The 13,171-nt window shown below is 44.0% G+C and carries 11 protein-coding genes; 5 read left to right on the plus strand and 6 right to left on the minus strand.

Annotated features, from left to right (window positions below; translation table 11 throughout):
- Positions 1-108: 108 nt before the first annotated feature.
- The gene (ltrA, locus tag NST45_RS17305; RefSeq protein ID WP_036681916.1) at positions 109-1,371 is read right to left on the minus strand and encodes a group II intron reverse transcriptase/maturase; all 1,263 of its coding nucleotides are present in this window, start codon (positions 1,369-1,371) and stop codon (positions 109-111) included.
- A 612-nt stretch (positions 1,372-1,983) separates the two neighbouring features.
- Entirely contained in the window at positions 1,984-3,732 is a 1,749-nt protein-coding gene (locus tag NST45_RS17310; RefSeq protein WP_339823306.1) for an alpha-glucosidase, read from the minus strand.
- 274 nt (positions 3,733-4,006) lie between these two features.
- Between NST45_RS17310 and NST45_RS17315 the strand changes: the two genes are divergently transcribed.
- Positions 4,007-5,002, plus strand: a complete 996-nt coding sequence (locus NST45_RS17315; RefSeq protein WP_256717584.1) for a LacI family DNA-binding transcriptional regulator — start codon at positions 4,007-4,009, stop codon at positions 5,000-5,002.
- Between the two features lie 48 nt (positions 5,003-5,050).
- Here NST45_RS17315 and NST45_RS17320 read toward each other — a convergent pair whose 3' ends face one another.
- Together NST45_RS17320 and clpP are read right to left on the minus strand one after the other, a co-directional pair.
- Positions 5,051-5,257 (minus strand): hypothetical protein, encoded by a 207-nt coding sequence (locus NST45_RS17320; protein ID WP_036679303.1) that lies wholly within the window; start codon positions 5,255-5,257, stop codon positions 5,051-5,053.
- A gap of 21 nt (positions 5,258-5,278) precedes the next feature.
- Positions 5,279-5,860, minus strand: coding sequence for an ATP-dependent Clp endopeptidase proteolytic subunit ClpP (gene clpP / locus NST45_RS17325; protein ID WP_339823309.1), 582 nt, complete (start codon positions 5,858-5,860; stop codon positions 5,279-5,281).
- Between the two features lie 183 nt (positions 5,861-6,043).
- On the opposite strand from clpP, the gene NST45_RS17330 reads away from it, so the two are divergent.
- A complete protein-coding gene (locus NST45_RS17330) occupies positions 6,044-7,078 on the plus strand; it encodes an RNA polymerase sigma factor (protein WP_339823312.1) in 1,035 nt (344 codons plus the stop codon).
- A 472-nt stretch (positions 7,079-7,550) separates the two neighbouring features.
- Positions 7,551-8,438 carry an NAD-dependent epimerase/dehydratase family protein gene (locus NST45_RS17335; RefSeq protein WP_076107500.1) on the plus strand — a complete coding sequence of 296 codons (888 nt, stop codon included), beginning with the start codon at positions 7,551-7,553 and terminating at the stop codon, positions 8,436-8,438.
- 500 nt (positions 8,439-8,938) lie between these two features.
- Here NST45_RS17335 and NST45_RS17340 read toward each other — a convergent pair whose 3' ends face one another.
- The gene (locus tag NST45_RS17340; protein WP_339823314.1) at positions 8,939-10,735 is read right to left on the minus strand and encodes a methyl-accepting chemotaxis protein; all 1,797 of its coding nucleotides are present in this window, start codon (positions 10,733-10,735) and stop codon (positions 8,939-8,941) included.
- Between the two features lie 345 nt (positions 10,736-11,080).
- Here NST45_RS17340 and NST45_RS17345 point away from each other — a divergent pair, with 345 nt between their 5' ends.
- Positions 11,081-12,022, plus strand: a complete 942-nt coding sequence (locus tag NST45_RS17345) for a MerR family transcriptional regulator (RefSeq protein WP_339823316.1) — start codon at positions 11,081-11,083, stop codon at positions 12,020-12,022.
- Between the two features lie 114 nt (positions 12,023-12,136).
- Here NST45_RS17345 and NST45_RS17350 read toward each other — a convergent pair whose 3' ends face one another.
- Positions 12,137-12,598 carry a DUF2798 domain-containing protein gene (locus NST45_RS17350; RefSeq protein ID WP_076218537.1) on the minus strand — a complete coding sequence of 154 codons (462 nt, stop codon included), beginning with the start codon at positions 12,596-12,598 and terminating at the stop codon, positions 12,137-12,139.
- A 135-nt stretch (positions 12,599-12,733) separates the two neighbouring features.
- Between NST45_RS17350 and NST45_RS17355 the strand changes: the two genes are divergently transcribed.
- Positions 12,734-13,150, plus strand: coding sequence for a helix-turn-helix domain-containing protein (locus NST45_RS17355; protein WP_076273136.1), 417 nt, complete (start codon positions 12,734-12,736; stop codon positions 13,148-13,150).
- Positions 13,151-13,171: the final 21 nt, after the last annotated feature.

Here is a 13,171-nt window from a genome sequence, read left to right on the forward strand (position 1 = left end):
AGCGCATTCATTTTGTGCAAGAGTCCTACACTACCGCAATCGAGTAGGAGGGGGCGGCTAGCCCCCGACCTCTCACACCACCGTACGTACCGTTCGATATACGGCGGTTCATGAAATATTCCGTAAGGAGTTGTATCTGTCCAATACACTCTTTAATCCATTGGCTTCCCAATATTGGTTATTCAATGCATGTTGTAGAATTGGACTCCCTGCAATTCGCCAATACCCTTTTCGGGTATTTCCCCACTCATAGGCTTTATCCTTAGGTACCCCTAAGGATATAAGTCTTTTGACTTTGGTTCTAGGGGTCTTCCACTGCTTCCAGAGGCACATTCGTAGCCTTCTTCGTATCCATTTATCCATATCTCGAAAGGTACTTGGGGTATCCGCCAGCGAGAAATAACCGCACCATCCCATGAGGTAGTGGTTTAGTTCCTTGATTCGCTCTTCCATCTTCATCGATCTCTTTCGAGAGGATATCTCCTGTATTCGAACCTTGACTCTCTGTAAGGACTGCTTCGCAATTCTCACCTTTGGTTCTTTGTCCACACTAAAACTAAATCCTAGAAACTTTCGTTTCCAGGGACGGTCTACCGCGCTCTTTACTTGGTTCACCTTCAGCTTTAGCCTCGTCTCGATGAATCGGGTGACCGTTGTCTTGACTCTCTCTCCTGCTCTTAGCGTTTTCACGTAAATATTGCAATCATCCGCATAACGAACGAAGCGGTGCCCACGTTTCTCGAGTTCTTTGTCGAGCTCATCTAGGACAATGTTAGATAATAACGGACTCAGTGGACCGCCTTGCGGGGCACCTTCCGTTGTCGGGGTTACTAACCCGTTCTCCATCACACCTGACTGAAGATATTTGCGGATAAGCAGGAGAACTTTCTTGTCCTCCACTTTCTCCGAAATCTTCATCATCAGTCGGTCATGGTTGACGCGATCAAAGAATTTCTCCAAGTCTAGGTCGACTACGAATCGATATCCTTCTTTCATAAAGGTTCGAGCTTTCCTCACCGCATCATGCCCTCGTCTTTTCGGACGGAATCCATAGCTATGGTCGGAAAACTCTGGATCAAACAATGGAGTTAACACCTGCGCGATTGCTTGTTGAATCATTCGATCTGTCACGGTAGGTATTCCTAGTAACCTAACACCTCCGCCACCGGGTTTCGGGATTTCGACTCGGCGCACGGGGCTCGGTTCATAGGTTCCTTCTTCTATGGCATGCCGCAAGGTCTGCCAGTTTTGTACGATGTGTTCTCGTAAGGATTTTACGGACATCCCATCTACGCCATGACTTCCTTTATTCGCTTCAACACGCTTTAAGGCTTGCAGAAGATTTTCCCGTGATAGCAGTTGCTCCAACATTTTTTTTTAACCTCTCTTTACGTGATTTATACCTTCCATTTGTGCCAAAGATGAACTCCGCCCTGCTGAAGACCCCCACGGGATTCACCGTTTCCTTCTTCAGTCAGGTCCTTTCGGATTTTTTTTTCTGCATTCATCGCTCATCTTGAACGCCTGGATGTATAAATCCTATTCCATGTTCAGCCCTTCCGCAGCTGTTGCAACAGCTTGCGTACTATGGCGTCTGCTGACTTCTGTGCACTCAGCCTACTCTCACAAGTAGGGTTACGAAGTATACTCGCCTATCACACAGATCTCCCCAGGTAAGAACGCTATCTTCCTCTCCATCTATCTGCTTCATTTACTCTCGTACGCCTTTGGCAGTATGGACTTTGGTTTGTTGTGCAACCTCATCCAGCCTACGTTAGCCTTGTATGAAGTTCGTATTCCTCAGACCGGAGATTTGCCGCTGGCTTCCTTCAGATTCCACCTCGCGGTGGACACCCTTGCCTTAAGCTAATGGCTACTACTGCCTTCGCCATTCGGGACTTCAACCCTATAGATAGCGCCCATGCTGGGCGCACACAAAAAAAGCGCCCGGATAACCGGGCGCTTTGAATTACAATAAATATATTAAACTGTTTCTGGAAAAGAAGCTTCACTTAACTCTTGTGCAGGTACAAGTTCACTGCTCCCCTCTTGCTCTACAGGTGCGTTAACCAGCATATACACACGGGACTCGTAAGGCCGTAATGCGACAGTCTCAATCGGCTCCGCAGGATCAACCTCATAGTTATGCAAGAGCAACTCACTAGTATCAAACTCCAATTCAAATGGAAGGTCAAACAGCGCTTCCTCTGCTGTCAGGTTAGACATGACCAGCAGTTTTTCATTTCCAAGCGTCCTAGTATAAGCATAAATACGTTCATCTTCAGGCAAAATGAGATCATAAGTCCCGTAAACAGTAACGGGATTAGCAGCCCGAAGAGCGATAAGCTTTTTGTAATGATGATAGATGGAATAAGGGTCCTGCTTCGCCCGCTCCACATTGATTTCCGTATAATTCGGATTCACCTTCATCCATGGCTTGCCGCTGCTGAAACCAGCGTTTTCAGAGTCGCTCCATTGCATTGGTGTTCTAGAGTTGTCCCGACCGTTCTTCCAGATTACCTCCATGACTTCCTCATGTGATTTACCGGCTTCAGTCTCCAAACGGTACAAGTTCTTCATCGCCACATCATCGTAATCATCCATTGATTCAAATCTTACATTGGTCATCCCAATTTCTTGACCTTGATAAATAAATGGTGTTCCCTGCATCAGGAAATACATCGTAGCCAACGATTTAGCTGACTCTTTCCAATACTGGCCATCATTTCCCCAAGTAGAAACTGAACGCGGCTGGTCGTGATTTTCGATGAACAATGCGTTCCAGCCTCTGCCCTCAAGACCTTTTTGCCAACGGGAGAGAGCTGATTTTAGCTGCAGAACATCCAATCCACCTGTCACACTCTTATTCCAAAGAGCTAAATGCTCGAATTGAAAAATCATATTAAATTTGCCTTGCTCTTCACCCACCCACGACTCCGCCTGATCAACATTTACACCACTCGCTTCGCCAACCGTCATGATGTCATATCGGTCAAACGTCTCCTGCTTGAGCTCCTGCAAGAAATCGTGAATCCCTTCACGGTTCATGTGACCATCGCCAGACGGAACATACGGAAGATTCTGTGGATTCGGCAGATCGGGATGTCCGGTGATTTTTTTAATATGTGAAATGGCATCCACCCGGAAGCCGTCGATTCCTTTGTCCAGCCACCAGTTGACCATGCTATACAATTCACGGCGCACCTCAGGATTCTCCCAGTTGAGGTCTGGCTGTCTTTTGGAAAATACATGCATAAAATATTGCTCTGTGGCGGGATCAAGCTCCCAAATCGAACCGCTGAAAATACTCTCCCAGTTATTCGGCTCCTCCCCGTCCTTAGGATCACTCCAAATATAATAATCCCGCTTCGGATTATCCTTGCTTGAACGTGCTTCAACAAACCATGGATGTTCGTCCGAAGTATGATTAATCACTAGATCCAGAATCAGCTTCATGCCTCGTGCATGAACCTCGTGCAGCAGCTGATCAAAGTCGGCCATGCTGCCGAACTCCGCCATAATATCCTGATAATCCGAAATATCATAACCATTATCATCATTTGGGGATTTATAAATAGGACAGATCCAAATGACATTGATACCAAGCTCCTGCAAATAATCAAGTTTAGAAATGACTCCTTGCAGATCGCCTATACCATCACCATTGCTGTCCATAAAGCTCCGTGGGTAAATTTGATACGCTGTGGCTTCTTTCCACCATGTTCTGTTCAATGCATGCAGCTCCTTCGTATTCATATACCCTTCATAGGAAAATATTTTCCCTAAATTCATTAAAATTAATAATTCAGTTATTGTTTTTAGCAAAAATCCAACTTTATCGTTGAAAACAAGCTTTTTTCAAGGAAATAATTTTCCTACAGCGATCATTATAGGACCTTTTATTTCCTAGGTCAACAACAATCTTTTGGATTCTTGAAGCTATCCGTGATATGCTTGCGAGAGTTGAAACACCAAGTGAATCATATGGAAAGTTATGGTGATCTTCTTGAAGGTAAAGATAAAAGATATAGCCCAAATGGCGAACGTTTCGATCTCTACGGTGTCCAGGGTAATCAATAACAGCAAACCAGTAAACGAAGATGTCCGTAAACGAGTACTGGAAGCTATTAAACAAACCAACTACCGTCCGAATGTCATCGGCCTTGAAACGGACAAAGCTAATACACAGCTGATCGGTGTGATCATTCCGCAGAATAGCAACACTGTACTGGATGACTTCAATGTTGGTATTCGCGATCTTGCGGATTTGTATGGATACGACATTATGGTCGGATTAACGGACGGCAGTGCAGAAAGTGAACAACACTATTTGAAGATGTTCCAGCGTATTGGGACGGAAGGAAATATATTTGTGGGTTCAATTCCAAACCATGAACATCTGGAGATCATCCGCAGCTCAAATACACCTTGCGTGCTTGTCGGGCAACAATCGCAGGTGGATATGATTCCTTCCGTTCATCTGGACAATATAACTGCCTCCTATGAAGCTGTTACTTATCTGATTCAAAAAGGTCATCGCAAAATCGCTATGATTCGCGGCTCGGGAGATAATGCGGTGGGTGGGGATCGGTATAAAGGCTATCTACAAGCCCTTATGGATGCAGGCATAACCTTAAGGAAAGAATGGGTAGTAGAAAGTGCGATGGCCGTCGAAGATGGGAGCGACGCCATGCGCCGAATTATAGATAGCGGGGAGTTACCTACTGCGGTGTTTTGCTCTACAGATTGGATGGCAGTTGGAGCCATGAATCATTTAACCGATAACGGTCTACGGGTGCCAGCTGATGTCGCCGTGTTCGGTTTTGATAACAGCTTCATTGCCTCTATCGTTCGACCTAAGCTTTCCTCGGTTGAATACTCTGGAACGGAGATTGGGATGACCGCCACCCGAACCTTAATCAAGCTGATTAAAGGGGAGACCGTTGTGCCGCATCATGCAAATGTGGCTCATTATTTGGCTATTCGGGAAAGTACGGGTTAGGAGCTGTGGAGCTCCTAACCCTTTTTTATACAGATGATGTTGTTGATGTTATTGTGTGAACCCTACTTTGGCTCGTTCACGCGTTTTGGTATCTAGAGAGATAGAACAGATCGAGCTGATTGGAATATAAAACTCTTCAAAATCCGTCCGATATTTGACGAAATTTTCACTTACCGTTTCCAGCACTCCTTTTGTAGCGTTGGAGCCATCCACAAAATAGATTGTTACCTCTTTTCCCTGCAAAACCTCCAGCATAGCCTTCTTCACTCCTTCGTCTTAGAGATTTGTGATGACCTTATCGATAATTCCGTATTCAACTGCCTCCTCGGCTGACATGAAATAATCTCGATCCATATCTTGCAGTACCTTCTCTACCGTCTGCCCAGTTCGGTCCGCTGTAATTTGCACAAGCACTTCCCTTGCCTTCAAAATACGTTTGGCACTGATCGCAATGTCACTAGCTTGCCCCTGCGCCCCACCATGCGGCTGATGAATCATAATCTCGCTATTCGGCAAGGCATAACGTTTCCCTTTGGCCCCAGCCAATAACAACAAAGAACCAAAAGAAGCTGCCATTCCTGTACAAATGGTATTCACCGGCGGCTTAATAAGCTGCATCGTGTCATAAATACTGAAGCCTGCGGTGATAGAGCCACCTGGACAATTAATATACATGTGTATATCTTTATCCGGATCTTCTGCTGATAAGAACAATAACTGGGCAACAATACTGTTAGCCAGCTGATTCTCAATTTCCGCACCTACGAACACTATCCGGTCCTTCAACAGCCGCGAATAAATATCGTAAGATCTTTCACCTTGATTCGTTTGTTCGACTACATAAGGAACGTACGCCATCCGTATTCGACCTCCATCTGTTTTAGAGTTTTGAAATCTACCCTGTAAACGGATTAATATGGGGATAGGATACGTTAGGCGTGAGAATTTTTATTTTTTAAAATTGCGTATCTTAATTTCCTGCTCATTCGTTTATTATTAGAAGTAATCGAAATCACCTTACTGGAAAAGGAGTTATGCAGAGTGATCATCCTTGAGAAGCTTAGCACCGGAGATGAGCCGGATGAAAGTAACAGCAGGTCTTTGCAGATAGCTCTGAAGCGATATTGTCTTGCATTGACACAATCCCCGTGGGATGCCGATGATTTAGCTCAGGATACATGGGTCAAGGCTCTAGGTTATATGAAGACTTCGAACTCAACGAGCGCAAATAATGGGAACAGTCCAATGAATGAAGTTAAACAAAATAAAGAAACCATTGAAAATGATAAGGCTAATGGAGCAAATGGAGCTAATGAAAAACTTGAAACTAATCAAACTAATCAAATGAACTATACGTTTTCTAAGGCTGCAACGTCTGCTAATCCTGCAACGTCTGCTAAGGCTGTAACGCCATCTAAGACTGCACCATCTACAAGATCTGCAAAATCTGCAATGCATTCTACGATTCCTACAAATTCTACTCATCATACAAGTTCTACAAATCACCCAAATCCTGAGGCATTGCTTTTTCGGATTGCCCGAAACACATGGATTGATATCATGCGGCGAAAAGCCACCTTGTCACGAGTGTTGGAGTTGGATCAGTCCCCCACTGAGGCCTCTGCGGAGTATGGTTCATTTGAGATTGAAGCTGCTTTTCAAGTACTACAGGAGCATTTATCTCCGCTGCAGCAGGCGGTATTCCTGCTTCGAGATGTGTTGGGACACTCTGCAATGGAAGCTGCCGAGATTCTAGATACCACAGAAGGGGCAATAAAAGCCGCTCTGCACCGAGCCCGGCAAGCCCTTCCTCTCGTAAGACAAGAGCTGCTTCAGGCCGATGGTCCTTCCTTACCACAGGACACAGCCATGCAGATTGTCTTGAGCCGCCTTGCAGCCGCGTATGAACATGGGGAAATTGCCGAGCTGATCGAGCTTGTATTTGCGGACGAAAGCCAGGAACCTGTAATGGCGGTATCGAGCCAAAGCTTGCAAGGCTTCCAGACCTTCCAAGCTGGTGGATTCAGTTCAAACAGCTGGAATTATACCACGCCAGGAATGTGTATGGTGGCGTAGTTTTTCGTTAAGCTCGATTTCGGGCAGCTAAGTGTCTCGTTACGTTAAAAACGAACAGATATAATTGTGATTAGTGCGCTTAATCTGTAATTAACATTTGGGCTGTTTGTGGTAACTAGCTACAAACGTTGCATATTGTACAACAGAATCCGCCGTCCTAGCCGCAAAAATTGAATCTGCTGCAATCTCTGCAATAGATTCTGGTGAAAAGCTAGTTTAATGCCACTTGCTCATCCATTGATTGTATAGAGTGCAATAGGATCAAATTTTCTCCACTCTAATACGAATTCTATTGCACGAAGTACAATCAAACTAACTCTTTCCCGTTAGTCCAATTTGTATCACTCAAAACTCAATACATTGCTGCTGATCTGGCTGATCCCGCCGCTTCTCTACAATGAATCAGAAGCTTCACATAAACCAATAAACAGTCATTTTAATAACCATTAATAGCAATCAAGGAGTGAGGTTGATGAGTAAGATTCTTATTTTAGGCGGCACACGCTTTTTTGGGAAACGTTTGGTCGAGCGTCTGCTTGAGGATTCTAAGAACGAAGTAACCATATTAACGCGCGGGGAAACAAGCGACCCTTTTGGCGATCTCGTTCACCGGATACAGGTGGATCGGTCTCAACCGGAGGCCTTCGCTCAAGCATTAGGTGATACGAGTTGGGATGTAGTCTACGATAATATTTGTTTTTCACCTGATGAAGCGGATCAGGCGCGCCGTATTTTTGACGGCAAAACCACACGTTACATACTGACTTCAAGTTTATCTGTTTATGATTTCAGTGAGCAAGCGCTGACGGAAGAGGTGTTCGATCCTGAAACGCACCCTATTCGTTATGGAGGACGAAATGACTTCACCTATCAGGAGGGGAAAAGACTGGCGGAAGCCGTCCTTATCCAACAAGCTAACTTCCCTGTAGCCGCTGTCCGCTTTCCGATTGTTCTGGGAACTGACGATTATACACGAAGACTCCATTTTCATATCGAACATGTACGTAACGAGCTGCCCATCGGGATTCCGAATCCAGATGCAAATATCTGTTTTATCCGTTCGGACGAAGCCGCTGATTTTCTGTATTGGCTTGGCAACTCGACGGTGACGGGTCCTCTCAACGCTTGCTCAGACGGTACGGTTAGTATTAAGGAGCTTATCTCGCTGATTGAAAAAGAGACCAGAAAACAAGCCGTCATTCAAAGCGAAACAGCGGATGCGCATAATTCTCCATTCGGGATCACACAATCCTGGTTTATGGATACAGCTAAAGCTCAATCGGAGGGATACAAGTTTCTCACTCTAAGCGACTGGCTCCCAGAGTTAGTTAGCACCCTAAATCAAACTTACGAGGACTAATTATATTTCTACATAAAAAAGCTGGCTCCTTCGTGGATACTCCCACGAAGGAGCCAGCTTCTTTATGCAACAAATCACAATTATGCGTTGAGTTAATTGCACTCTATACAACTATTTTCAGGTATGTGCACTCCCACCTGGTTTTAGTTGTATTTCATGCAATTAAATCCCCACTAAACAGCCGCTATCCCCTTTTCAGCTCGAAATAGCTGCACTAAATACAACTAAACCCTAATCAAGCTAAATACAAACCTTTTTAGTTGTATAAAATACACTTAAAATCAAAACGGCAGATAGAACCTCACTAAGCGCTAAACTTTAGCCTCTCATCTCTAAACTCTATTCTATAAACTCTAATCTCTGGACTCTACTCTCTACTCTCTACTCTACTCCCTACTCCCTACTCCCTACTCCCTACTCTCTACTCTCTTCTCTCTTCTCTCTTCTCTATTCTCTATTCCCTATTCCACCTTACGCTACGAATGCCAATTCCCGCTGAGCTACGCAGAGATTGTCAGATAAGACCCCTCTTTAGAAGCGTCTGCATTTGGTGTACCACCATCATTTGGAGTACCGCTATCATCTGGAGGATCGCCAGCACCTAATGTATCATCTCCTAATGCGTCTCCTAATGTGTCCCCAGCTTCTGGAGTGCCAGCATGCTTTGTATCCCTGTCCCCTTCATCGCTGACCCCATCGTCCCCATCTGAATCAATCTTAAAAATATTGATTTCTTTGAATAAATTCTGCGAAATTTCATTAATCTCAATGGCTTGACGGGCTATATCACGGATAGCATGATCCTGCTGTACGCTGGAGGCGTTCACCTCTTGCACTCCTGCCGCAGTTTCCTCGGCGATGGCCGCGACGGCATGCACAGACTCTGCGAGTCTACGGTTCATAGTCTGAGTCATATCCACTTTGTCGTGAATTTGCCCAATCTGTTTACTAATCTCCACAATAGATTGATCAATCGCTTCGAAAGAGGACAACGTTTCGGCCACTTTATGATCCTGTTCCTCAAGATTTCCTTTGGTCACCAGCATATATTGCTGGAATTCATCCATCCCGGATTGCAGCTCGCTAATAATCTGACTGATATGTACGGAGGACTCTTTGGTCTGCACAGATAATTGTCTTACTTCATCAGCGATGACAGCGAACCCTTTTCCGTAGGCACCTGCACGAGCTGCTTCAATTGCTGCGTTAAGTGAGAGGATATTGGTCTGATTAGAAATATCTGTTATGGATTTAGTGATGCGCGAGATGTCCTTTGATTGATCACTCAGTTTGGTTAAAGCCAGATATACTTTATTAACAGATTCTCGCGAATGCTCAGACACCTCCCGGAGGGCGATGACGGATTCAGATCCTTTACGAGTATTGTGATTAGCCGTTTGACTGGTAGCCAGCATAACCTCGGTATACTCCGTGATCTCATTCACTTCACGTTCCAGCTCCTGAATCAGGCCAGCGCTCTGCTCGGATTGTCCTGCCTGCTGTTCTGCGCCTACCGAAATTTCCTGTATAGTGCTTACGATATCTTGATTCGTATGCGCCGTTATAGATGAAGATTCTTGAAAAGAATGCGAATAAGTTGCCAGCGAAGAGGCTACTGACTGGGTATGCTGAAGCATTTCCCGGACCCGCTCCACCATATGATCAAAATGATGACTCAAACTGCCCAACTCATCGTTGTAAGGTGAGTTAATCTGCTGACGCAAATCTCCTTCTGCAATTTTTCGCAGAGCCACTTGCAGTTTATGGATAGGATTCAGGAAGGAACGTATGAGCATAACCGCAATCACTAATGTGAAAATAAACACTAGCACAGCTGCGTAAGCAACTATAGAGGTGGTTAGATTAAGCAGATCAAAAGAATAATCCTGTGCTTTTTCTGCATTTTCTGCTGCTGCCGTATACAAATGTTCATTAGTCACTAGCATGACTTCACTCAACGCTGTAGCCTTCGTATGTAATTCATCGATTTGTTCCAGCACACTCATGGGATCGAGCTGCTCATCTTCTATGGTCTTTACCAATTCGTCAAAATATCCCGTATATTCCCCAATCTGACTATGTAATTGTTCTAACTCTTTAAATGCCGGCGAATCTGCCGCAAAATCCACCGTCGCCAACTCTTTAGTCAGCTTTGTTTGCTTGTCCTTAAAGGGTTGGACGAACTCCAAATCACTCGAACCCGCTAACGAAGATTCTACCGCATTCATTTCCTGCAGCAGCTGCGTAATTAATGACACGGTAATTCGTTTTTCCATCTCAGCTTTTTGCGTTTCCATAGAAATCTCCACTTGGCTGATTTTATGGTTTTGATAAAACGCTACTCCCAAAAAGAAAAGAACAACGGCGGAAAAACTCAAAATCAACTTCCATTTCATAGTTAGATGCATAGACCTAGCTTTCAACAATATCATCCTCCGTATAAAGCCTCATATTGCAATAGGTACATTCTACCAATATCTTGATTGTAGAAGCTGGACGTTAAATACTGGACAATGTTTTGTATGAGAAATGTAAATTATCTCGAATACCCAATCATTAATTCTCCTTGCAATTGACGTAACGTTAAATGCTAAAATAATCCACATAAGGCGCCTTATCAAACTATGAAACGGGAGTTGTCTATGAGCGGATTTGTTACCATTGATAAGCTTTCTGCGCAATTCGGACTGACGAGTCGGACTCTGCGTCACTGGGAAGCACAAGGATTGTTTGAAAGTAAGCGGGACAGCAGCTCTGGCTGGCGGATTTATGATGAGAAAGCAATACTCGCCATTCGGGTTACCTCATTATTAAGAAAGCTGGATATTAGCATCAAGGATATTGGAACCGTGCTTAAAAATATGTCCGTTCAGTCCATGTACGAAGCGCTCAGCCAGCAAGCGGCTTCTATTCACAATCAAAAAACAGAACTAACAAATAGAGAAGGTGAAATCCATCTCTTTTTACAGTGGATATCCGCCCATCTCGAGGAACCCATTACAAATCAATTATTATCTGAACTAAACGAAAAGTTATGCAGTCCATCGGATGGTATGACTAAAACTGAGGAGGTTATATCTATGCCAACTATTAATCACTCTACCCCTATTCATGTAAGATTCATTACTCTCCCAGCTATGAGATTTGCCTACAATGTTGCGGTTAGTACCTCTCCAGAAGATGAAGCTATGATCCCAGTTAATGAATGGCTGGAAGCTAGTCAACTATTAGGCACAGCACGGCTGTTTGGCGGCAATACGAACCCGCATCCAAGTGGTGAGAATAAACCTTACGGATATGGATTCTGTGCCTCAATACCGGAAAATGTGAAGATACCAGCTCATCTAAAGGAAATGCGGCTCGACGGCGGCCTCTATGCTCTGACAGAAAGCACTGATGATATCTATGGTTCATGGCAAGCCCTAATGGGGTATCTGGATAATCATCCTGATTATCAAGCGGATCACGACTCCAGATTATGTCTGGAGGAGCATATCCGCAACGATAGTCCCAAAGGTAGCGGAAATGAGTATGCCCTAAATCTACTCGAACCTGTAAAAAAGAGAGTTCACGCGCTTACGTAAACGAGCGAGCCATAGATAAACGTTTCTAATCTTTTAAAAAACAAAACGCTCTCTTCTGCTTATTCAGGCAGACGGAGAGCGTTTTGTTGTACATTGCTTCTATTGATTTATTCCCTACGCAGACACTGCTGGAGTAATTTTCACAAAAATAAATCGTGTAAGCGGCCCAACTAAAATGATCTGCAGTGGAAGTGCAAAAATAAAATTTTTACCTATGGCAGACAGATAAGCTCTTGGTAGTTCAGCAGAAAATCCAACATGGAGAACTGCGCCATAGAAGGACATGAACAATACCATTCCGGTCACCATAAAAAAGGATATGAACATGATTTTTTTGATCATCGGATCATTTTCTTTAACCAGCTTATGCGCGATCCCCTTTGCAACCTTGCCTACAACAAATACATCTAGAATGAGTGCAACTATAAATGCAGGCAAGTAGCCGACAATCACATCCTTAACTAACGTGCCTGACCAACCCTCCATTAGTGCTACATTGTAAATACTCATCCCCAGCACCATTAAAAAACACATGATGAACGTAAATAAAAATGCTTCTTTTTTGTTTCTTCCCATCTTCAAGCTCCTTTTATCTCTGTATTGTCAACTTGGATTACAATAACATAGATCCTTAAATCAAGTCAACCAAGTTGACAATATTCACAAATGACTTATACTGGGATAAACGAGCCATCATTTAGGAGTGTTCTAATGAATAAGCAGCTGCAAAAAATGAACCTGATTGATTTACTCAGTGAGAAGCATCTAGCTTTACGTAAAATAGTGACAGACAAAGACCCGGATCAAATCAATAAGACCGAATCCCACATTCTTGCAGTTCTTGCGGCCCGAAAAATGTTATCGATCTCAGAAATCAGTAGAATAATTCATATTTCAAGACAGGGCACCCATAAAAGCATTCAAGGCATGTTATCCCGTGGTTATGTTGAAGCCGTTGAAGTCGAAGGAAATCAGCGTGACAAAAATATTGTCCTCACTCTAAAGGGTATAGAATGCAATAACAGAATGATGATCACCAAAATTGAATTAGAGCAGCAGATCGCTGCCAAGCTGGGAGTAACAAATGTAGAGCTTCTTAAATCTTTGCTAAAAGAAGATTGGCTCTAATCTCCAACAAAAAAAGCCGCA

The organism is Paenibacillus sp. FSL R7-0163 (assembly GCF_037969975.1).
In the GTDB taxonomy this organism is placed as follows: domain Bacteria; phylum Bacillota; class Bacilli; order Paenibacillales; family Paenibacillaceae; genus Paenibacillus_AQ; species Paenibacillus_AQ odorifer.